The following is a 20,310-nucleotide window of genomic DNA, read 5'->3' as shown; positions in this document are numbered from 1 at the left end:
CCCGCGGAGCGGGTACCACAGCGCTGCGCGCTGTGCAGCGCAGCGCCTCGCTGCGCTCTGCGTGACCACGCTTCGCGTGGTCTGCCCGGCTTCGCCGGGCCACCCCCTCCGCTTCGCTCCAGGGGTGAGGCTCCGTCACCTGGGCCGCTGCGCGGGCCGGGTGACGGATTTGGTCCCTCGCTCCGCTCGGGATCAGGCGGAGCGCTCCGCGCTCCGTAGCAGCTGCCGAGAAAGGCTTAAGGCTTGCAGGGGCGGGCGCCGAGCCAGCCCCTGAGGAGGGATCAGAGCTGTTGGATGAGGACCCATACGGCGACCGCCAGGAACACCACGCCGATTATCCTTTGCACCGCATAGCCCCTGGCCGTGGGCTCTGTCCCTGCAGGATCTCTCACCCAGCCCTCCTGCAGGCGCCTGTTCGCTCTCCACAACAACTGAGGTCGGAACACCTGGAGCACGCCCATCACAAGGAAGATGCACGCGACCACTACGAGCATGGGGCCACGCGCACCGTCTCCGGATGCTAGCTGCACGAACGGGTTCTGATTCATGAGCACCGCATGCCCCCGGTTGACCTGGAAACACGGCCCAGCAAACCGGCAGGATAGGCGTACCCGCACCCCGCACACGGTCGGGCAACAAGCGGGCTAGCGGTCCTTCGCGGGGAAGGCCGGCTTCTTCCGGCCGCCCCTGTTGCGCTGAAGCTGGTACCACGTCAGGAGGAAGAGGCAAGGGAACAGGAGAGCAAGCGGAATGTCGCCGCACAGTTCCCGGGCCGTCTCCCCCTTCGCGGCGAGATCAGAGAAAAACACAGTGACAGCCAGCAACGACAAGACCCCATAGACCCAGCAGCCCAAACGCAGCATTCGCACATTCGGGCCGGACAGCAGGTACCGGGCTATGCGGTGTTCTTTCATGCCTGGCTTCTGCCCGGGCGGGAGGCCCAACAACCGGGCCAGCAAGCTAGGAGGGAGGAGGTCAGGGCTGCTGACTGCGGTACAACGTCAGCCATACGCCAATAACGGCTGCAGTCGTAAGCAGCACAGCGCTGGTGATCATCACCGCCAGAGCCATACCCGTCATGCCCCCAAGGAGGAGGCCGGTCAGGAAGCCTGCGTAAAAGACCGCCAAGCTCAACACCCACAGGCGAATCGACCAACGCCGCCGTCTTCCCAGGCGGGCCGGGCTGGCAGTGTTCACAGGTTCGTCCATGCCTGCCTCCTGCCCTACGAACAGCACACTCATCATCCCCACAGTGCGGGGGCAGGGCCGACCCAGGTGGGCTCGCTCGCGCGGGTTCCAGCGTACTGCGTGCATCAGAATGATGCAGCATGTACTGTTGGCGGAAAAATGGGACAGCCTCTGGCCATCGGGAAGCCTTCCCCGGTATTCGATAGGAATGATTGCCGATGACCGGCCACGGAGAATCCAGCGGAGCAGACCCTGACCTGAGCAGCGATTCTGTGCGCAGGGTGACACAGCACCAGACCTCTGGTGTCGATGCCCGGTTGCGGCTCTTCGCGCTCCTGGAGGCACAGGGCGCGCCGGACGGCCTGGTGGCCGCGCTGGAGGCCGGGGCGGTCGCCGGTGCGCAGAGCGAGGTGGTGGGGCTGGGGGGGCATGGTGCCGCGCTCGCGTGGGCCGGTGTTCGAGGACAGCTGGGACGCCGGGGTGACGGCCGTGAGCGAGGCCTTGGTGGGCATCGCGGACCGGGACTGGTCGCGGCGGGGCGGCCGGTCAGCCAGGGCTGCTGAACTGGCTGTACGTCTTGCGGATGTGAGGCGGGGTGAGCGGGCCGGGCTGGAGCGCCTGGAGGCGTTCGTCCGGCAGGCGGTCCTGCCGCGTACGTACCCGAACGCCATGGAGCGCCGTCGGGTCCTGGAGGCGCTGGGCGAGGCGGGCGGGCTGTGCAACGCCCGCACGATCGAGTACGCCACCGGCGACGTCATCGTGTGCACCCGTGAGGCCGGCCACTACGAGGGCGACGCCCCGCGGCGCGAGGAACCGGAGGGCTGGCACAAATGCAACGTGGCCACCTGGATTGACGACCGGCCCTATAACCACCCGCACAAGATCGCCTGAATTCGCGTAAGGGGAGGCAAGGAAAATGTCTGCGATTCATCTCAAGGAACACCAGGTGAAGCAGAAGGCGGCTGTCCGGAAGTGGGTCGGATTCCCCGCAAGATCATCTGTGCCCGAGCGGGGGGAGCGGGGCACCATCGTGTCCGCGACCGGTTCCGGTAAAACGATCATGGCTGCTGCGAGCGCGCTGGAGTCCTTCCCGGACGGCAGGATCCTGGTCACCGTCCCGACGCTGGACCTGCTGGTGCAGACCGCCCAGGCGTGGCGGGCGGTGGGCCACCGCTCCCCGATGGTCGCGGTGTGCTCCCTGGAGGGGGACACAGTGCTGGGCGAGTTGGGTGTGCGGAGCACCACCAATCCGATCCAGCTCGCCCTGTGGGCCGGGTCCGGGCCGGTCGTGGCGTTCGCCACGTACGCCTCTCTCGTGGACCGCGAGGATCCGGACGCGTCGGGGCGGGAGAAGGTGCGCGGGCCGCTGGAGGCCGCCCTGGCGGGCGGGGACCGGCTCTACGGCCAGCGCATGAACGGTTTTTCGCTCGCGATCGTGGACGAGGCCCACGGTACGGCGGGTGATCTCGGACGGCCGTGGGCGGCGATCCACGACAACGCGCGCATCCCCGCGGACTTCCGCCTCTACCTCACCGCCACCCCCCGCATCCTGGCGCCGGTCCGCAAGCAGAAGGATGCGGACGGCCAGGCACCGTTGCTGGCTTCGATGTCTGATGACCCGGAGGGAACCTTCGGGGCCTGGCTTCCCGGCGCGGAGCTGGGGCTCTCGGAAGCTGTGGAGCGGGGAATCCTTGCGGGGTTCGAGATCGACGTGCTGGAGATCCGCGACCCTTCGCCGATCCTGGGGCTGTCGGAGGAGTCGCTGCGGGGCCGGCGCCTGGCGCTGCTGCAGACCGCGCTCCTGGAGCACGCGGCCGCGCACAACCTGCGCACCGTCATGACGTTCCACCAGCGGGTGGAGGAAGCCGAGGCGTTCGCGGAGAAACTGCCCGAGACCGCCGCGGAGCTGTACGCCACCGAGATGTCCGATGAGGACTTGGCGGAGGCGGACAAGAAGGTGAAGCGCCTGCCCGCGTCGTCGATCGGCGCGGAACTGTACGACCTGGAGGCCGGCCGCCACGTCCCCCCGGACCGGGTGTGGTCCGCGTGGCTGTGCGGCGACCACACCGTCGCCGAACGCCGCGAGGCGCTGCGGCAGTTCGCAGGCGGCATCGACGCCAACAGCTGCCGCGTCCACCGCGCCTTCCTGGCAAGCGTTCGCGTCCTCGGGGAGGGCGTCGACATCCGCGGCGAGCGGGGTGTAGAGGCGATCTGCTTCGCCGACACCCGCGGCTCCCAGGTCGAGATCGTCCAGAACATCGGCCGCGCGCTGCGCCCCAACCCCGACGGCACCACCAAGGTCGCCCGCATCATCGTGCCGTGTTTCCTCCAGGCCGGGGAGGACCCGAACGACATGGTCGCCTCCGCCAGCTTCGCCCCCCTCGCAGCGGTGCTCCAGGGGCTCCGCTCGCATGACGAGCGCCTGGTGGAGCAGCTCGCCTCCCGCGCCCTCACCCGCGGAAAGCGCAAGGTCCACGTGCACCGTGACCAGGACGGCCGGATCACCGGGGCTGGCAGCGAGGGCGACGGCCAGGACCAGGAGCAGGACGACACGCAGGCCGCCGTCGAGTCGGCGCTGCTGCACTTCGCCAGCCCCCGCGACGCAGCCACCATCGCCGCGTTCCTGCGCACCCGCGTCTACACGCCCGACTCGCTGGTGTGGCTGGAGGGCTACCGGGCCCTGGTCCGGTGGCGGGCGGAGAACGAGATCACCGGCCTGCACGCCGTCCCGTATGACACCGAGACGGCCGTGGGGGTGACGGCGGACTTCCCGCTGGGGCGGTGGGTTCATCAGCAGAGGAAGGCGGCGCGGGCCGGGGAGCTGGAGCCGCGCCGCAAGGAGCTGCTGGACGAACCGGCCGCCGGGATGGTCTGGGAGCCGGGTGAGGAGGCGTGGGAGGCCAAGCTGTCCGCACTGCGGTCCTACCGGCGGGCCACCGGCCATCTCGCGCCGCGTCAGGACGCGGTGTGGGGCGAGGGCGAGTCGATGGTGCCCATCGGGCAGCACATGGCCAACCTGCGCAGAAAGGGAGCGAAGAACGGGCTCGGCAAGGACCCGGAACGGGCCGCCGTGCGCGCGGCGCAGCTCGCGGAGATCGACCCGGACTGGGACTGCCCCTGGCCGCTGGACTGGCAGCGCCACTACCGGGTGCTGGCCGACATCGCCGAAGACGAGGGCGGCCTGCCCTACCTCGCGGCGGGCGTGATCTGGGACGGCGACGACATCGGCAAGTGGCGGTGGCGGCAACAGGAACCCGGCACCTGGAAGCAGCTGCTGCCCGAGCAGCAGGAGCGGCTGACCGCGCTCGGAATCAACGCCCCTGTGGCCCCGTCTCCCGCCCCGGCAGCCGGGGGCACGGCGAACAGGGCAGGCAAGGCGGCGCAAGCGTTCCAGCGGGGCCTGGCAGCCCTCACGCAGTGGGTGGAGCGGGAAGGCCAGCGGGCGGTCCCGCGCGGACACGGTGAGCAGATCACGGTCGACGGCGAGACGGAACCGGTGACGGTGAAGCTGGGTGTGTGGATTTCGAACACCAAGAGCCGCCGCGACAAACTCACGCCAGAGCAGCTGGGCGCGCTGCGGGGGCTGGGCGTCGAATGGGCGTAGAACCGTCGGGGGCGACCGAGGTGGCAGCACGGTCGCCCCGCCGACTCATACCGAGGGCAAGGTGAGCTTGAGCTGGTCCGGATCGGCGAGCAGCCTCATGAGCCACAGGAGCGCAATGTTCGCCAGTCCACGCGGAAGGTGACCTGTGTGGGACAGCAGTATGGCCTTCTCTTCGGGGGTGTGGTTCATGTAGGAGTGCAGGCTGTTGCGATCCAAGCTCATATACCCAGCCGTAGCGCTGTCCCAAGAACGGTCTACGCTGCCGTTCTTTCCGGGGAGCCCGGCAAGACCGTTGGACCCTACGTAACGCCCAGGAGCGAATCCATCTTTGACCTGGGCGAGAGCCTCTACGCCCCGGCGGCAGGCTGGCAGGGCCACTGCAGCGACGTCAGGCGGAAGCTTCTGGCTGAGCCAGTCGAACGCTTTGGACGCTTTGCTCGGCGTGACGGCTACGTTGAATTTTCTCATCCTCATGCCTTCCATGGCGTTCAGAGCGTCGTAGGCGGCGCGTAGCCGTGTGGTCTCGTTCTGCTCGGTGGCCAGCATGACTTCGCCGACGTCTCGCAGGACACGTTCGAGGCTGGCGAGGTACTGCCAGTGGCGGCCTGGATCGTATGTGCTGGTGTTCCCTGCAAAGCGTGCCGGGTCGGTTGCAATAACCAGGACCTGGTTAAGGCGGGCGGTCCACCAGGTAAGGAAGGCGCTCAGCTGACTTCCGGTGAGGTCGGGGCGATTCTGGCCGCTGCGCTGGTAGGAGCCTGTGAAGCGCTCATCGCTGATCTTCAGCGCCTCCATGAGTTGGTTGCTGGGCCAGGTGGCTCCGGGGGCCAGGTCAGCGAAGGACCAGATCCCCACTGCGCGAATCCGGGGTCCTGGTACCGCGTAGACGTACGGGGCCAGGATGCTCAGTGCGGCACCGAGGTACGACTGCGCGCCGAATATCCCGCCGGTAGCCAGTGCCCGTGCGGCGGGAAGTCCGTCACTGGCGTCTCCAGCGAGCGCTGGGTTGTTCTCCACTGAGATGAGGCCTCGGATGAGGGTGTAGCGGCTAACGAGTTCTTGCGACATGTAGATGACGGACAGTTGCGAGTCCGGGAAGGCCGGGACGGCGCGGTTGTCGAAGAACTCCCGCATCACCCCAGGCAGGTCCGCAGGGAGTGTCTGCAGGAAGAGCAGTTCGAACTCCGCTACGCGAGATGCCAAGTCGTCCTGGTAGCGAAGCCGCTGAATCGTCTCGCTTATGGGAGTCCAGCCCGGGGGCTGCTCGGAGAGAGACGCGAGATGGCGGAAGGCGTCGGGACCGCGGACCGGAACGGGCCTGGCGTCCAGCAGGACAGGGGTCCGGTGGGTGTACGACTCTTCGGTGCGAAGCCGGTACGCCGTCCCGTCCCGGCGGACCTGCCATCCCGCGGTGCTCAGGTATCGAGTGACAGACGTGGTCATGGGTGTCGACGGCTCGAAGCCGATCCAGCCGTTGCCCGTGGAGGGGGCAGATCTTGTCGGCCCCTGCGGCCCCCGAAGCGTGGAACGTCGGCTCATGGTCATGCCCCCGCCGGGTCCGCGGTGGCGAGCGTGTACAGGCTGAGGACCTCGCCACAAACGATGTACGTGTTCAACGCGCACAGGTTGGCAGTCTCGATCGCGACCTCTGCATGGACTGCCTTGTTCGTCATCTTGTCGACCGCCGCGAAGCGATCGTGCAGACCCGCGACGATGGCATCGACCAGTTCGCGCTTGGAATCGCTTTGGATGACTCGCTTAGTGAACTCGAACAGCCGGTTGCGGTAGCTTGGCTCGTCGAGCTTATGCCCGCCCTCGGCGGGTTCCTTCTGCGCAGGAAGTACGTGATCAACGACTGCTTTGAGGATGCGGCGGCACGTCGTGATGGCCTGTGACAGTTCTTCGGTGACGTCCCGTTCGGGTGCGTTGTCAGCTGCTTCCTGGAGTCGGCGGTAGATGGCACTGAACTGTTGGAGCAGGTCGGGCACACCATCAGCGAGCAGCGCGTCAACCTTGACGCGGTAGCGGCCGAAGATGGACTCGTTGATGCCGCTGTAGTCGAGGCGGCGCTCCCAGGAACACAGCAGGGCGAACGTCAGCTGCCGGGTCCGAGCGATGATCCGTGTCGAGCGTTGCCGCGTGGTCAGGTCGCTGCCGTAGTCGATCTTCTCGCCGCTCTCCTTGAGATTACTGAGTTCCTTATCCCAGAACTCCAGCTCGGCGAGCGAGTGGGGGTCGATGTTGTCACTGCCGTCGATCTTGCGATCATTCATCCATGCCGCAGCGGCCTGCTCTGCGGGTCCCGTCATCGACCCCCAGGCCGAGGGATCGGCCATGAGCATGCGCGAGATCTCACCGTTCGTCTCGCGGTCCCCGCCCGTAGGTTTGAGGTCCAGCGCAAGCCGCACCGCGTACTTGGTGTCGCCCATCAGGTTCGCGATCCGCACGGCGCGGCGGACCGATACCTCCAAGGGATCCTCATCGAAGGAGTCCAGTGCTGTCCGAACGAGCTTGAGAAGGTAATCGCTGGCTGCCACCCCAGAACCTTATGGATGCCGGCGAAGCCTTGCGCACCGTATTAACGCTTTTGTGCGCCGGGCCGCGACCAGTCGGGCGCAGGCGTAGCCGCCTCCGGGCAGTGTGGATAGCCAGACCCGCGCACCAGGCCCCCAGGCAGCAGATACTCTCGGGGGCCCGGTGCTGTGCCGGCCCACGCGCGGAGGTGGGTCCGCGGCCTATGTGATACTTCCGGCATGGCTTTGCGTTCTCCCTTGTATCTGGACACGGACACGCTTCTCGGGCACGCGGACTACCACGAAGTCGAGGTGTCGCAGCGTGAGGAGATCGTGGAGAAGACGACGAACCGGCGATCGGGCGGGGAAAGCTGAAGCTCGGCGCGGGCGGGATGGGTGCCGGGGCGGAGGCCTCGCGGGGAAGCGACGTGGAACGGCAGTCCACCTACAGCCTTGAGCCCAACTCGAAGGCGAAGATCAGCAAGGTCATCGACAGTCTGATTGCGATGGGCGCCGTCAAGTCCCGTCCTGCGCCGGAGACCGTTCTGGCCCGCGATGACCTGGTGGAGATCGAGGGAATCACGAGGATCACGTCGGCCAGTCACTTCGGCAAGCTTTTCTTCGTCCTGCGCCGGGTGCTGGAGGACATGGCCCTGGAAGACCTGCGGGACCTGCCTGCCGTGCTCGACGAGACAGACCCTGTCCTGCAGGAACAGATGAAGCGGGTCTACCTGCACAACGAATTGCCGCCTGTGCCGGTCCTGCTGGAACTTGAAGGATCCGGGCTGCCGCAGAAGGTGTATGTCAACGTGCGTCCGAACCATTTCATCGACGAGGCGTCCGCGGATCGCGTGGAAGGCGATCTCAGGGTTCTCGGCACGGTGTCCCGGATGGTCGACGGCTCACCCGACGGGTACCTCAGCGCGGAGGAGTGGCTGCTGTCGGGTTGGGAATTCATGCTGCGGCGGATCTTCATGACGCAGGTGGACGGGCTCCTAGCCCAGTTGCGCAGCAGCTGGGCGGACGTAGGGATTGCTCTGCCCGAAGAAGACGTCCGCGCCTACATCAGCGGACCGGCCATCGTCGTAGAAGCCATCGCCTTGTACTGACCCTGTCAGCTTGAGCAGCGGCACGGGCAGCCACCCGTCACGCGATCGTTCTCGTCGCCGGGTCAGGTGCCCGGCGGGTGGCTCCGGCATCGGTGGAGGGCCCGTGCGAACTGGCCGAACATCGCCGCCCGGTGAGCGCCGCTGACCCCGCGCAGGGACGCCAGCAGTCCGAGCAGCAGGACCATCGGCCGGCCCCAACGCGCGAGCAGGAACAGCGCCATGGCGGCAGGAGGCAGGCCGGCGAGCACGGCAGTCAAGGCGGTCGGCGTAGTGGCCGGCATGGTGATCGTTTCCTTCCCGGCGTCGCTGTGCGCGGCGCCTGGTGCCATCTCCTCACACCGCCCGGCGGCCTCCGGCTGGAACTTCGCGGGGCTGTAACGTGAGGCAGGTGACCCGCTCCGTGCCCTCCGGCGCCGATGCTGCGCTCATCGCCGCACTCGCCGACCTCGGACTGACCGTCTCCCAGGCCCAGTTGGAGCGTTGGCGGGCAGCGCACTATCTGCCGCCCCACCCCCGCGAGCACTTGGGGCGCGGCCAGGGCACCGTCTCGCACCTGCTGCCCCAGACCGTGGCCCGGGCCACGTGGCTGGCCGCAGCCTCCCGTCAGGGCCGGGCGCTGCCGGTGGCGGCGGCACGTGGAAGGACTTCCCGCTGGCTGGGGGCTGGGCGGTACTGCAGCACGCGGTACAGGCCGCGCCCGACCATGCCCTGCGCCGCGCGGTGGAACTGGTCACCGCCACATCCGCGGCCCTCGAACTGGTCCTCGTCCACCTCGGCCCCGCCGCCCAGGCCGGCCTGCCCGCGCCGCCGACCGGACTCGATGTCGAAGCAGTCCCGGACGCCATGGTCACGGCGTTGGCCGACCCCATGTGGGACGAGTGGGGCCGCCACATGCCCCTTGACGGCGGCAGCCCCGCCTGGCCCACCGTCGCCGCCTACCAGACCGCGCTCACTCTCCTTCTGCCCGGCCGGCCCGACGCCCTCGCCGGTTACCGAGAACGCACCGGGCAACTCATCCGCCACACCCAGAAGTCCGTCCAGCCGTAACCCTCCCCGGCCGCCCGTTGTCTTGGGCACGCCCCGGCACCAGCGCAGGAGCAGGTGAATCATGACCGAGTCCACTCCCCCGGGCCGTGTCCCCGGTGCCAGGACGCGGGAGCGGCGCCCGGCACATACCGATCAGGCCGCCGGTCCCCACAGTGCTGCCCAAGCCCAACCGGCCCTCCGGCCAGCGATGCTGCGGGTCGCCCCGGTGACCGGGGAGACGACGTGGTCGTACCTGTCCCGGCTCGCCAGGCGCTACGGCATGGAACCCGCCGCGCTGCTGCCCTGGTGGACCTGGACCGGTACCCGGCCGCGGGACCACGCCGGCCCGCGCGACGACACCGAGGTGCTGCTGAACCCGGCCGGCCAGCAGTTACTCGCCCAGATGGGCGGGCTCGGCGAACACGCATTGGCCCGGGCGCTGCCCGCGTTCGCCGACGAACCGCAGCCAGCCGAGGCGGTTTCCCCAGGCCAGGCCGGGGAAACCGAAGACTCCCGCAGCCCAGCGGGCCGGTGGAGAGTCGCTTCGGCCGGGGAACATGGGCCGGTGGCGTACGGGTGCCGGCTGTGCACGGCGGCGCGTACCGGCCACGACACCGTGGTGGTGCGGTACGTCGCGCCGTGGCAGCGGGCGTGCGCCCGCCACGAGCGGTGGATGCTCACCGCTGGGGACGGGCACCGCCACCGCAACCTCGACCTGCGCGCGGCCCCCGAGCTTGCCGCGGCGCAGCGGGCCTGGCCACAGGTGGCCCGGCAGGCGGCCGCTGCCGGGGCCGATCCCGGGCGGGTGTTCGCCCTGGCCCACGCCGTGGTCTGCGCGTGGTGGGAACAGGCCCTGAACTGGGAGCAGGAGCGGATCTGGCCGGCCCGGCTCCATGCGGTCGCAGGTGGGGACGCCGGACCGCGGTTTTGGTGGTGGCGGATCATCGCCCGCGACGCAGTGGTCTTCCCCGAAACCGTGGCGCTGGCCGCGGTGCTGCTCGACCCCGGCATGCAGGAGCGGATCTGGGAGGACCACGGGGCGGGCGGGCTGGTGCGCCCGTTCCGGCCGGACGGGGAGTTTTTCCGCGAACTCGCAGGCAGGCTGGGACGGCCCTGGCTGGCCGACGTCCGCCAGGCCCCGCAGACGGGGCTGGTGCTGGGCGGACCGCTGCATGCCGGGCCGCTGCTGGACTGTATGGGCGCGTTCACCCGCATCCGCCGCGGGCAGCAGCACCCCCAGGGGTACGGGCTGGACCCGTGGTGGCTGCGCGCCGACCACCGCCCCGCCTCAGCCCGGGTCCAACTGCGCGCCCTGGCCGAACAGGCCGCAGCCGCGCGCGGAAGCGGCAGCAGCGGCGGTGCCGGGCCGGGCCGGGCCGCGGCGCTGCGCTGCGCTGCGCCCATGGTCCGGCGCCTGTTCCGCGACCGACACGGCCGCGCCGCCGCCGCATACACCGCGCAGTGACCGGGACGGGCGTGGTCAGCAGGCAGCCGGGGGAGCGTCACGAGCAGGGCAGGGGTCTGCACTGACACCGGCAGCCGGCCTGCGCCATCATCGGCAGTCCGGGCGAACCGGGCGGTGTGCGGCGGAAGTTGGCCGAATTCGGCGGTCCGCGCGCACGGGCACGCTTGACCGGAGCACATGATCGACACGCACCACCCGCCGGGGCCCGGCGGCCCCGCCTTACCCCCGCCCCCGCAGCCGTTACCGTGGCCTCCGGCCGAAGCGGAGCGGGCGGCGGCCTCGGCGGAGGCGGTCTTCGCAGGCCCGGCGGGCAGTTGGTGCAGCGGCGGTGGGATCAGGCGGCCGGCGCGGTGCGGTGGGAGGACCAGCCGGCGGTGGCCCGGTTCCCGGTGGTGCCCGGGCGCAGCTGGGGTCCGGGGTGGTGGTCGGCGACGACCGGCGGGCACGTGATGCACGGCTCGGTGGCGATGCGCACCCAGCTGATGGTCCTGGACCGCGACCCTGCGGTGGTGTGGCTTGCGGCGCGGCCGGTGCGGCTGGTGTGGCGCGACCCGGGCGACGGGCGGCCCAGGTCGTGGGTGCCGCAGCTGTTCGCCCGCTACGCCGACGGCACCGGGCTGCTCGCCGACTGCCCTGCCGTACCGGACGCGGGCGGGATCCGGGCGCTGCGGGCCGCACAGATCGTGGCCGCGGCGTGTACGGCGGTGGGCTGGTCCTACCGGCGCTTGGCCCTGCCCGGTCCGGTGGTGACGGCGAACCTGAGGTGGCCGGCCGGCTACCGCCACCCCCGCAACGCCGGCACACCCGGCCTGGTCGCCGCCGTGACTGCAGCGTTCGCCGAGCCCGCTCCGCTGGAGGAGGGCGCGGCCGCATGCGGCGACCCGGTCGCGGTCCTGCCCGTCGTCTTCCACGCCCTGTGGACCGGCCGGCTGGACACGGCCCTGGACCGGCCGCTGCACCAGCGGTCCCTCGTCGGCCCGGGGAAACCGGCGCAGACGTCCGAACACGACCGGAACCAGGGGCGGGAGCGCAGCGCGCGGTGAGCAGCAACGGCGGTGCGCGGCGGGTGGAGCCCGGTGCGCAGGTAGTCTTCGACGGCCGCACCTGGCAGGTCGGCGCCCTGGTGGGTGCCACGGTCCGGCTGATCGACGAGGAGGGGGTCACGGCCTCGGTGCTGGCGTCCGTGCTCTTCGCCGACCCGGAGTTTCAGGTGGTCGGAGTTCCTCTGGCCGGGGCGCCGCAATGGGGGCTGTTCCAGACCGTTCCGCTGCCCGCGCAGGAGCGGGCGCTGGCCTGGCAGCGGCACATCCGTGAGGTCGAAACCGGCCTGCCCGGCGGGCCCGGCGACAGTGGCGTGCCCCGTCCCGAGTACGACCCCGGGCGGTGGACACTGGCGATGCGTGAGCAGGCCAAGGCCGAAGAACTGGCCGGCATGGGCTGGAGCCGGGTCTCCCGGGCCACGGTGCAGAAGATGCGCCTGGACTACCGCAAGCAGGGGCTGTGGGGCGTGGTCGACAAACGCTCCATGCGCCAGACGGCGGGCCGGGGGCGCGGCGACGAACGCGTGGCTGCCGCGGTGTTGGAGGCACTGCGCCGGCGGCGCGGTCGGTCCAGGACCAGCATCCGGCAGATCATCGAGCGACGGAGCAGATCCTCAACCACACCCACGGGCCGGGGCAGGTGCAACTGCCGGCCCGCTCCTCGCTGTACCGGCTGGTGAACGCCCTGGCCGATCCGCTGGAGCGGCCCGGCAGCCCCGCGCGGACCGCCACCGCGACGCGCCGCGGGTCCGTGCCCGAGCCCGCACTGCGGGCCGGTGAGAGGGTCCAGATCGCCACCGCCGGCCTGGATGTGACGGCGGTGGGCGATGACGGGCGCGCGGTGGCGGTGGAGGTGACGATCGCGCTGGACCTGGCGACCCGCTCCCTCCTGGCGGCCGGCTTGTGCCCGCAGGGCGACGGGCCGGTGGATCCCGGCGTGCTGCTGGCGGAGATGGCGGTGCCGCACCCGGTGCGCGCGAACTGGCCGACGGCGCTTCAGATGGGGCACGCCAGCGTGCCCTACGAGCGGCTGCTGGCCTTGGACGCGCGGCTTGAGGCGGCCGCCGCACGGCCGGTGGTGGTGCCCGAGACCCTGGTCGTCGACGGCGCAGGCACAACCGGGTCCGGCGGTTTCCTGGCCGCGTGCCAGACCCTGGGTGTCAGCGTTCAGATGGCCCCGCCCCGCCGGCCCGGGACCAAAGGCGCCGCCGAGCGCACCCTCGCCGCCGTGAACACGCTGTTCGCGCGGCACGTCGCCGGGCCGCCCGATACCACCGGCAGGGCCGGCCCGCGCACCCGCGGCGGCGCCCACCAGGCGCCGTGGAGTGTGCCGCAGCTGCAGGACCTGCTCGACGAATGGATCACCGCCTGCTGGCAGACCCGCCGGCACGAGGACCTGCGCCACCCCGCGATCAGCGGCGCGGCCCTGAGCCCGAACGAGATGTGGGGCGCGCTGGTGGCCTGGTGCGGATACGTGCCGGTCCCGCTGAGCGGCGCCGACTACCCCGAACTGCTGCCGGTGCGCTGGCAGGCCGTCACCGAACGCGGTATCCGCATCGGCCACCGCACCTACGACCACCCGTGCCTGGACGCCCACCGCGGCCAGCCCTCGCCTGTCGCCTCCCGCGGCGGGAAATGGGAGATCCACGCCCACCCCCACGACCCGCAGCACGTCTGGATCCGCCTGCCCGACGGCCACCTCCACGAAGTCCCGTGGATCCACCGCGACTACGCGCAGCGGCCGTTCGACGACGCCGTGCGGCGGCAGACCGTGCAGGTGGTGGAGCAGCGGACCACCCGCGCACAACACCAGGCCGACCTCACCGACGCCGCAGGGCAGCTCCTCACCCGCGCCCGGACCGGACCCGCCACCGGATCCGTCGCACTCGCAGGCGCGGGCCCGTTGGCACAGCGGCCGGCCCACGCGACGGCGGCCGGGCACGCCCGCCGGGCCGGTGCGGGCGGTGACGACGAAGGCAGCTCATCAGATGCCGGGCGAACGACGCCGGCGCAGGCTCAGACCGCGCCTGCGCACTGGGACACCGGCGAGGACAGCCTCGACGCCCTCGATAGCGGCGGTGTGGACGGCCAACCGGAAACGGGCCGGGGCGCGTTCGCGGTGTACGACGCCGACCTGGAGGCCGAGCAGTGGTGAGCGGACACGGCCCTGCGGGCGGCACTGCCACGACCGAACACGCCGCAGACGCCACAATGGCCGCCCCGGACGTCGGCGAGGTGCCCGCAGCGCGGCGCACGCGTCGGCCCCGGCGGGCCGAGCTGGGTGCCCGGGTGAGGTTCGAGGGCCGCATCTGGGAGGTGGTGGCCGTGGTGGGTGCCACGGTGCGGCTGGCCGGGCGGGACGGCGGCACCGCGTCGGTGCTGGCATCCCACCTGTTCGCCGATCCCGCGTTCGAGTTCGTCGGCACCGCCGGCCCGGCCCCCGCGCCGAGGTGGGGGCTGTTCGCGAGCGCGCCTGCGCGGGAGCGGGAGCGTGCCCTGGCCTGGCAGCGGCACATCCGCGAGATCGAGACCGGCCTGCCCGGCGGCCCCGGCAGCGGCGGGACCCCGCGGCCCGAGTACGACCCCAGCCGGCTGCTGGCGGACCGGGAGCAGGCCAAGGCCGACGAACTGGCGGCGCTGGGCTGGCCGCAGGCCAGTGTCGCCACCGTGCGGCGGATGCGGCGCCGCTACCGCGCGCAGGGCCTGTGGGGTCTGGTCGACCAGCGCAGTAGGCGGCCGGCCAGCCGCACCGGGCGCGCGGATGAGCGGGTGGTGGCCGCCGTGCGGGAAGCGCTGCGGCGCGAGCGCGGCCGCTCGAAAGGAACCCTGACCGGGCTGCGGACCCTGACCGGGCAGATCCTTCACGACGCGCACGGCCCCGGCGCGGTCGCGCTGCCGCCGGCCTCGACGTTCAACCGGCTGGTCCACGCCCTGGCCGACCCGCTGGAGCTGCCCGCCCGGCCCGCCCGCACCGCCACCACCCCGCCCCGGCCGTTCACGACGACCGTGGCGCTGCGGCCGGGAGAGATGGTCCAGGTCGACACCACCCGCCTGGATGTCATGGCCGTCGCCGCCGACGGCCGCCCGATGCGGCCCGAGCTGACCATCGCCGTCGACGTCGCGACCCGCTCGGTCCTGGCCGCGGTGCTGTGCGAGGAGGGCACCAAAGCCGTCGACGCCGCCCTGCTCCTGGCCGAGATGGCCGTCCCCCACCCGCTGCGACCCACCTGGCCGGCCGCGCTGGCCATCGCCCACGCCAACCTGCCCTACCAGCGGCTGCTCGCACTGGACCAGCGCCTGGAGCACGCCGCGGCACGCCCCGTCGTCGTGCCCGAGACGATCGTGGTGGACCGCGGCGCAGTGTTCATCTCCCACGCCTTCCTGGCCGCCTGCGAAACCCTGGGCACCAGCGTCCAGCCCGCCCCTCCCCGCACCCCGACCGCCAAGGGCTCGGTCGAGCGGACGTTCGGCGCGATCAACACCCTGCTCCTGCAGCACATCGCCGGCTACACCGGCTCCAACCCCACCCGCCGCGGCCCCCGCGCGGACGCAGAAGCCCGCTTCACCCTGCCCCAACTGCAAGACCTCCTCGACGAATGGATCACCGTGTGCTGGCAGAACCGCCGGCACGAAGCCCTGCGCCACCCCGTCCTGCCCAAGACCGCGCTCACCCCCAACGAGATGTGGGGCGCCCTGCTCGGCATCGCCGGGTACGTACCGCTGACCTTGACCCGGGCCGACTGGCTCGAACTGCTGCCGGTGCGGTGGAACGCCGTCACCGACCGCGGCATCCGCATCGACCACCGCACCTACGACGCGCCGTGCCTGAACGCCCACCGCGGCCAGCCCTCCCCCACCGCCTCCCGGCGCGGCCGGTGGGAGATCCACACCCACCCCCACGACCTGCGGCAGATCTGGATCCGCCTGCCCGACGGCCAGCTCCACGAAGTCCCGTGGATCCACCGCGACCACGTCCACCGGCCCTTCAACGACCGCGCCTGGCACCACATCCAGACCGCGCTCGCCCGCCGCGGCGACCGCGACCACCACGAAGCCGACCTCGCCGATGTCCTCGACCAACTGCTGCGCCAAGCCCGCCCCGCTATCTCAGCAATGCCCCCTCAGACACCCTCAGACCGCGAACCCACGACGGATACCGCCGCCCCTGCGAGCGGACCGGACACGGCCGGCGGCCAGGCACCGGCGCGTCTGGCCGAGCAGGACCACGGCGACAGCCTCGACGCCCTTGAATCCGCCGCCACCCGGGCCGGTCACCGCGAGGAGGACGGTGAACTCCACGACGAACCCGTCCCGCACCGGGGCGCGTTCGCGCTCTACGACGCCGCTTCGGAGGCCGACCAGTGGTGAACACCCCCCGCACCGGCACCCCCGCGGGCGCGGCGCAGCCGAATACGGAGCCGGGCGCGGTCACCACCTGGAACGGCTTCGCCCGCTTCGCCGCCGCCGCACCAACACCGCCCCGGCCCGGTGAACCGCCGCGCAGTCTGGAGCAGCGCCTTGCCTACCACTCGGCGTTCGTGACCGTGCGGACCCCGGCCATCGACACCCTCTCCACCAGCGTGCGGACCCTGATGATCCTGGGCCGGCACCAGAGCGTCACCGCCCGGCCCTCGGTGATCCTCACCGGCCCGGCCACCACCGGCAAAACCACCGCGCTGCTGCAGGTCGGCAAGGTCTGCCACCTCGCCCACACCCGCCGCGCCGCCCCCGGTGACGACACCGTGCCTGTCGCCTACGTCCTGGTGCCGCCCGCCGCCACCGCCAAATCCCTGGCCGCGGAGTTCGCCCGCTTCCTCGGCGTCCCGGTCGCCGCCCGCATGACCACCGCCCAGATCACCGGCGCGGTCTGCCACACCTACACCGCCGCCGGCGTGCAGCTGGTCCTTCTCGATGAGATCCACCGCCTCAACCCCCGTACCACCAGCGGCGCCGAGGCCGCCGACTGGCTCAAGGACGTCACCGAACGCGTCGGGGCGACGTTCGTCTACGCCGGCATCGACGTCACCGGCACCGCGTTGTTCAGCGGGGTCCGCGGCGCGCAGCTCGCCGGGCGCGCCTCCCTGATCGACTGCGGTGTCCTGCCCGCCCGCCACGCCGGCAGCGAGCCCTTCCGCGACCTGATCGCCGCCATGGAAAACGCCCTCGACCTGCGAGCGCACCGACCCGGCAGCCTGCCCCGCCTGGCCCCCTATCTTCACGAGCGCACCGCAGGCCGCATCGGCAGCCTCGCCCGCCTCATCCGCCAGGCCGCCATCGAAGCCCTCCTGAACGGCACCGAGAAGATCACCCGCACCAGCCTGGACACCATCAAGGCGGACCACCTCGCCGAAGAGCACTACCGCCCCCGCACCCCCACCCGCCGCCGCGCCGCAACCGGCCCTCCGCCCGGCAGCGGGCCACGCCCCGCGTGAGCCACGTCGCCATCACGCGGACGCAGACCGCGCCTGCCCGTACCGCAACCGCCTGGACGCAGCCGGCCCCGCCCGGACCGGGTGTCTTCCGCGTGCGGCCGCTGCCCGGCGAGGCCACCGCCTCCTACACCACCCGTCTCGCAGCCGCCTACCAACTCGCCCTGCCCCACCTGCTCGACGGCCTCGGCATCCACCTCGACCCCGGCCCACGCGGCACCGGCGGCGCTCTTCCCACCGCCGAACTCCACCTCGACCCCGCAGCCACGGCCCGCCTCGCCGCGCACGCCCGCACCCCCCCCAACCGCACCTGCTGCGCGCCCTACCGCGCCTCGCCCCGGGCCCGCACGAACAGTCCGCCCACACCGGCCGCGCCCCGGCGGGCCCGCCCGCCGCACACTGGCAGCCCCTGGAACCCGCACACCGCCCCGTGCGCACGTGCACCGCCTGCGTACTCCACCGCAGCCGCGGCGCCACCACCACCGCACGGGCCTACCCGCCCGACCACACCCCGGCCCTGTGCGCCCGCCACCAGCAAGCCGCCGCCGACCCCCGGCACACCGCCCCGCTCGACATCGCAGGCCTGCCCGAACTCACCCACGCCCACCACTTCCACCGGCGCCTGGCCCGCAGTCCCTCCTTCACCACCGCCCTGACCTGGGCCGCCACCATCACCACCCGCTGGTACGACCACCACCAACACCTACACACCCGATGGCAGGCCCGCCTGGCCCGGCTCACCACCACCAACCCCCACACCCGAAAAGGCCCGGCATCCCCCGCCCTGACCTGCCGGACCCTGATCACCTACCCCGAAACCCTCACCCTCGCCGCCGCCCTCACCCGCATCCCCCCACACGGCCTCACCCACAACGACCGATCAGGCTTCCTCCACCGCCTCGCCGGCCGACTGGAGTTGACCCACCTCACACCCGCCACCCACGACTCCCTCTGGACCCGCATCAACACACGCTGACCGCGCATCTCCCTCAAGGAACCGAGAGAGCAACTGCGCAAAACCCGCGCCCCACCCAGAACACCTGCACACACCTGAAAAGCCCAGCTCAATCCCCATCCCCAGCGAGCGCCCACCCCCACTCAGACGCCACCAGGCCACACCCCGCCCCCGCTCATCCACCCGAAACAACTGCACAACCCCAGCACAACCAAGATCAAAAAAACCATGATCATCGGCACGTCATAGTTGTCACCAGCGGAGAGGGATGAGCCGGCGATTCGGACCGGTCGAAGCAGTCTGGCTGTCACCAACAAGGCATTCGACTTGTCACATGCGCTCATGTGTACGGAGTGCGCAAGGACGGACCTAGGACGGATCTAGGACAGCAGCTCTTAGCCTCGACCTCGCACAACGTCCCCGTAACGAGCCGTCATGCACGAAAGCGCGTCACCGCCTCTCGGCGGCACTGCTCGCATGGGAGACAACCCGCCAAGCACACATCCTCAGGGGGAACCACATGAATCTCGCCCGAAAGCTGGCAACCGGAGCCATCGTGGCCGGCCTCACCACCGCCGGCGCCCTCGCTGCGACCCCGGCCAGCGCCACGGTCGTGAACTCCACGTGCAACCTGTCGTCCGTCGTCAACGTCTCTTACGGCTCGGGCGGCCACTACTGCTACGTCTGGGACGGTGGGAGCGCCAACACAGGCTGGATGAACATCGTGCATTCCACCCAGGTGTGCTCGAACAGCTACACGGGATACGTGCATGACACCTCGGGACACGATTGGAACTTCTACCGGGGCGCGTGCACGCCCACTTACGGGGCGAATCTGAGCTCGATCGTCTTCACCGGCAACTGAGTTGCATTGTCCCGGCGCCCGCGGCCACAGTACTGAGAAGCTGACGCCGAATTGACAGGGCGCCACGTGGGCGCGCATCTGACGGATCACGGTCCGCCAGGTGCGCGCCTTTCGCTTGCACTCGGGTTCTGTACGCGAGGCGAGCCTGCTGCCGCCGGAACAAAACCCGCTGACAACATGCCCGCCTCGGTGACAGCTGTCGCGCTTCGGCTCAGGCGGCCGGTAATTCGGTCTCCGTCGGGCGGCCCGCTCAGAACCGGAAATCTATGTATTCCACGTTGCTGAAAACCACCTCCGGACCCTGCGCACGCTCTCCGAATTTCTGGAAGTAGGCATATCCCAGAGCTTTGGCAACAAGCCCATACAACTCAGCTTCGGTCGCGCCCCGCTCGCGGGCGGCGAGGATGCGGCCCGCGTGGTCCGGTGAGACGGTCTGGGTGACGAGCCGGATTCGCGGGTCGTCGGTGGAACCGAGCGCGGCCCGGAACCAGAACCGGGCCCGGGCCTCGATCAGCAGGCCGCCGCTGCTGGCCGCCTGCTCGCGGACCCGGGCACGCACGCCCGGCTGCCAGTCCCGCGCGGTCTCCTCCTCCAACGCGGCCCGCAGCGCCTTCTGGGGCCGCTTGAGCTTGCCTGCGGGGTAGCGCTGCACCGTGCGGCGGGACGTGCCCAAACCGGCCGCCACAGCCGCCGTGGAGCCCTTCGCCCAGGGTCAGGAGGAACCGGAACTGCACGGCCGCGCCCTTCGGCACCGGCCGGGTGAACTCCGCCCGCTCCGCCGCCTTCAGACCGTCGTGGACCGCCTACGATGAGCGACGCCCCTTCCCGGCAGCTCGAATGCCGGGAAGGGGCGCTGTCGTACGGCCGTGGTCGGCCGGCCCGCCGGGGCTGTCAGTCGATGATGTCATCGTCGGTGTAGCCGTCCAGGATCTCTTCGACGGCGTCCCGGAGCTGCTGCGCGATGGCGTCGGCGACGTCTGGCGTGCAGATGATCTCCACACCGACATTGCGGAAGCCGGGGTCCCCGGACCAGTGCGTCATCAAAGCACAGCACTACTTCGTCAAGGGCATGATCGACATACCGGTCACCGACAGCGACGATGTGTTCTCCTGGGG

Annotated in this window: 21 protein-coding genes and 1 pseudogene; 15 read left to right on the top strand and 7 right to left on the bottom strand. The window is 70.9% G+C overall.

The window, feature by feature from the left end; genetic code table 11:
- Window positions 1–281 precede the first annotated feature (281 nt).
- From ACIO6U_RS36180 to ACIO6U_RS36170, 3 genes are all read right to left on the bottom strand, one after another.
- Window positions 282–494: a DUF6199 family natural product biosynthesis protein gene (locus ACIO6U_RS36180; RefSeq protein WP_391052832.1), complete on the bottom strand. Its 213-nt coding sequence runs from the start codon at window positions 492–494 to the stop codon at window positions 282–284.
- A 150-nt stretch (window positions 495–644) separates the two neighbouring features.
- On the bottom strand, window positions 645–914 hold the full coding sequence (locus ACIO6U_RS36175; protein ID WP_391052828.1) for a hypothetical protein: 270 nt from the start codon (window positions 912–914) through the stop codon (window positions 645–647).
- Window positions 915–975: 61 nt separating this feature from the next.
- On the bottom strand, window positions 976–1,209 hold the full coding sequence (locus ACIO6U_RS36170; protein ID WP_391052825.1) for a hypothetical protein: 234 nt from the start codon (window positions 1,207–1,209) through the stop codon (window positions 976–978).
- Window positions 1,210–1,641: 432 nt separating this feature from the next.
- Between ACIO6U_RS36170 and ACIO6U_RS36165 the strand changes: the two genes are divergently transcribed.
- Together ACIO6U_RS36165 and ACIO6U_RS36160 are read left to right on the top strand one after the other, a co-directional pair.
- The gene (locus ACIO6U_RS36165; protein ID WP_401725712.1) at window positions 1,642–2,079 is read left to right on the top strand and encodes a hypothetical protein; all 438 of its coding nucleotides are present in this window, start codon (window positions 1,642–1,644) and stop codon (window positions 2,077–2,079) included.
- Between the two features lie 25 nt (window positions 2,080–2,104).
- Window positions 2,105–4,792, top strand: coding sequence for a Helicase associated domain protein (locus ACIO6U_RS36160; protein ID WP_401725709.1), 2,688 nt, complete (start codon window positions 2,105–2,107; stop codon window positions 4,790–4,792).
- Between the two features lie 45 nt (window positions 4,793–4,837).
- On the opposite strand, the gene ACIO6U_RS36155 is transcribed toward ACIO6U_RS36160, so the two are convergent.
- Complete coding sequence (locus ACIO6U_RS36155; RefSeq protein ID WP_401314214.1) at window positions 4,838–6,235, bottom strand: hypothetical protein; 1,398 nt, start codon at window positions 6,233–6,235, stop codon at window positions 4,838–4,840.
- A gap of 98 nt (window positions 6,236–6,333) precedes the next feature.
- On the bottom strand, window positions 6,334–7,329 hold the full coding sequence (locus ACIO6U_RS36150; RefSeq protein ID WP_401725706.1) for a hypothetical protein: 996 nt from the start codon (window positions 7,327–7,329) through the stop codon (window positions 6,334–6,336).
- A 216-nt stretch (window positions 7,330–7,545) separates the two neighbouring features.
- On the opposite strand from ACIO6U_RS36150, the gene ACIO6U_RS36145 reads away from it, so the two are divergent.
- Both ACIO6U_RS36145 and ACIO6U_RS36140 read left to right on the top strand, forming a co-directional pair.
- A complete protein-coding gene (locus ACIO6U_RS36145; RefSeq protein ID WP_401725703.1) occupies window positions 7,546–7,680 on the top strand; it encodes a hypothetical protein in 135 nt (44 codons plus the stop codon).
- A gap of 53 nt (window positions 7,681–7,733) precedes the next feature.
- Window positions 7,734–8,414 carry a hypothetical protein gene (locus ACIO6U_RS36140; protein WP_401725700.1) on the top strand — a complete coding sequence of 227 codons (681 nt, stop codon included), beginning with the start codon at window positions 7,734–7,736 and terminating at the stop codon, window positions 8,412–8,414.
- A gap of 62 nt (window positions 8,415–8,476) precedes the next feature.
- Here the strand turns inward: ACIO6U_RS36140 and ACIO6U_RS36135 are convergent, their stop codons facing one another.
- Window positions 8,477–8,695: a hypothetical protein gene (locus ACIO6U_RS36135; protein WP_391052809.1), complete on the bottom strand. Its 219-nt coding sequence runs from the start codon at window positions 8,693–8,695 to the stop codon at window positions 8,477–8,479.
- A gap of 301 nt (window positions 8,696–8,996) precedes the next feature.
- Here ACIO6U_RS36135 and ACIO6U_RS36130 point away from each other — a divergent pair, with 301 nt between their 5' ends.
- The 10 genes and pseudogenes from ACIO6U_RS36130 (at window position 8,997) to ACIO6U_RS36085 (ending at window position 19,194) form a co-directional block, all read left to right on the top strand.
- The gene (locus tag ACIO6U_RS36130; protein WP_401725698.1) at window positions 8,997–9,461 is read left to right on the top strand and encodes a hypothetical protein; all 465 of its coding nucleotides are present in this window, start codon (window positions 8,997–8,999) and stop codon (window positions 9,459–9,461) included.
- A 205-nt stretch (window positions 9,462–9,666) separates the two neighbouring features.
- The gene (locus ACIO6U_RS36125; RefSeq protein WP_401725695.1) at window positions 9,667–10,905 is read left to right on the top strand and encodes a DNA-binding protein; all 1,239 of its coding nucleotides are present in this window, start codon (window positions 9,667–9,669) and stop codon (window positions 10,903–10,905) included.
- A gap of 374 nt (window positions 10,906–11,279) precedes the next feature.
- Complete coding sequence (locus ACIO6U_RS36120; protein WP_401725692.1) at window positions 11,280–11,948, top strand: TnsA-like heteromeric transposase endonuclease subunit; 669 nt, start codon at window positions 11,280–11,282, stop codon at window positions 11,946–11,948.
- Complete coding sequence (locus tag ACIO6U_RS36115; RefSeq protein ID WP_401314205.1) at window positions 11,945–12,625, top strand: hypothetical protein; 681 nt, start codon at window positions 11,945–11,947, stop codon at window positions 12,623–12,625. The genes ACIO6U_RS36120 and ACIO6U_RS36115 overlap by 4 nt, the downstream gene beginning before the upstream one ends.
- Complete coding sequence (locus ACIO6U_RS36110) at window positions 12,586–14,100, top strand: hypothetical protein (protein WP_401314203.1); 1,515 nt, start codon at window positions 12,586–12,588, stop codon at window positions 14,098–14,100. Before ACIO6U_RS36115 ends, ACIO6U_RS36110 begins: the two co-directional genes overlap by 40 nt.
- Before the next feature lie 56 nt (window positions 14,101–14,156).
- A complete protein-coding gene (locus ACIO6U_RS36105) occupies window positions 14,157–16,313 on the top strand; it encodes a transposase (RefSeq protein ID WP_401725688.1) in 2,157 nt (718 codons plus the stop codon).
- The gene (locus ACIO6U_RS36100; protein WP_401725685.1) at window positions 16,307–17,377 is read left to right on the top strand and encodes a TniB family NTP-binding protein; all 1,071 of its coding nucleotides are present in this window, start codon (window positions 16,307–16,309) and stop codon (window positions 17,375–17,377) included. Before ACIO6U_RS36105 ends, ACIO6U_RS36100 begins: the two co-directional genes overlap by 7 nt.
- Window positions 17,374–17,718 (top strand): annotated as a pseudogene (locus ACIO6U_RS36095) (TniQ family protein); the annotation flags it as partial. The gene ACIO6U_RS36100 and the pseudogene ACIO6U_RS36095, both read left to right, overlap by 4 nt.
- Window positions 17,719–17,804: 86 nt before the next feature.
- Window positions 17,805–18,350: a hypothetical protein gene (locus ACIO6U_RS36090; RefSeq protein ID WP_401725718.1), complete on the top strand. Its 546-nt coding sequence runs from the start codon at window positions 17,805–17,807 to the stop codon at window positions 18,348–18,350.
- A gap of 499 nt (window positions 18,351–18,849) precedes the next feature.
- Complete coding sequence (locus ACIO6U_RS36085) at window positions 18,850–19,194, top strand: hypothetical protein (RefSeq protein WP_355343394.1); 345 nt, start codon at window positions 18,850–18,852, stop codon at window positions 19,192–19,194.
- A 250-nt stretch (window positions 19,195–19,444) separates the two neighbouring features.
- Here the strand turns inward: ACIO6U_RS36085 and tpg are convergent, their stop codons facing one another.
- Window positions 19,445–19,846 (bottom strand): telomere-protecting terminal protein Tpg, encoded by a 402-nt coding sequence (gene tpg / locus ACIO6U_RS36080; protein ID WP_401725683.1) that lies wholly within the window; start codon window positions 19,844–19,846, stop codon window positions 19,445–19,447.
- Between the two features lie 309 nt (window positions 19,847–20,155).
- Here tpg and ACIO6U_RS36075 point away from each other — a divergent pair.
- On the top strand, window positions 20,156–20,310 hold a 155-nt coding region (locus ACIO6U_RS36075), incomplete at its 3' end, for a DUF2199 domain-containing protein (protein ID WP_401725715.1).

Origin of the sequence: Streptomyces sp. NPDC087422, assembly GCF_044744145.1 — a bacterium.
In the GTDB taxonomy this organism is placed as follows: Bacteria; Actinomycetota; Actinomycetes; order Streptomycetales; family Streptomycetaceae; genus Actinacidiphila.
Note: the sequence above shows the minus strand (reverse complement) of the source record. Positions and strands in the feature narration are given on the sequence as shown.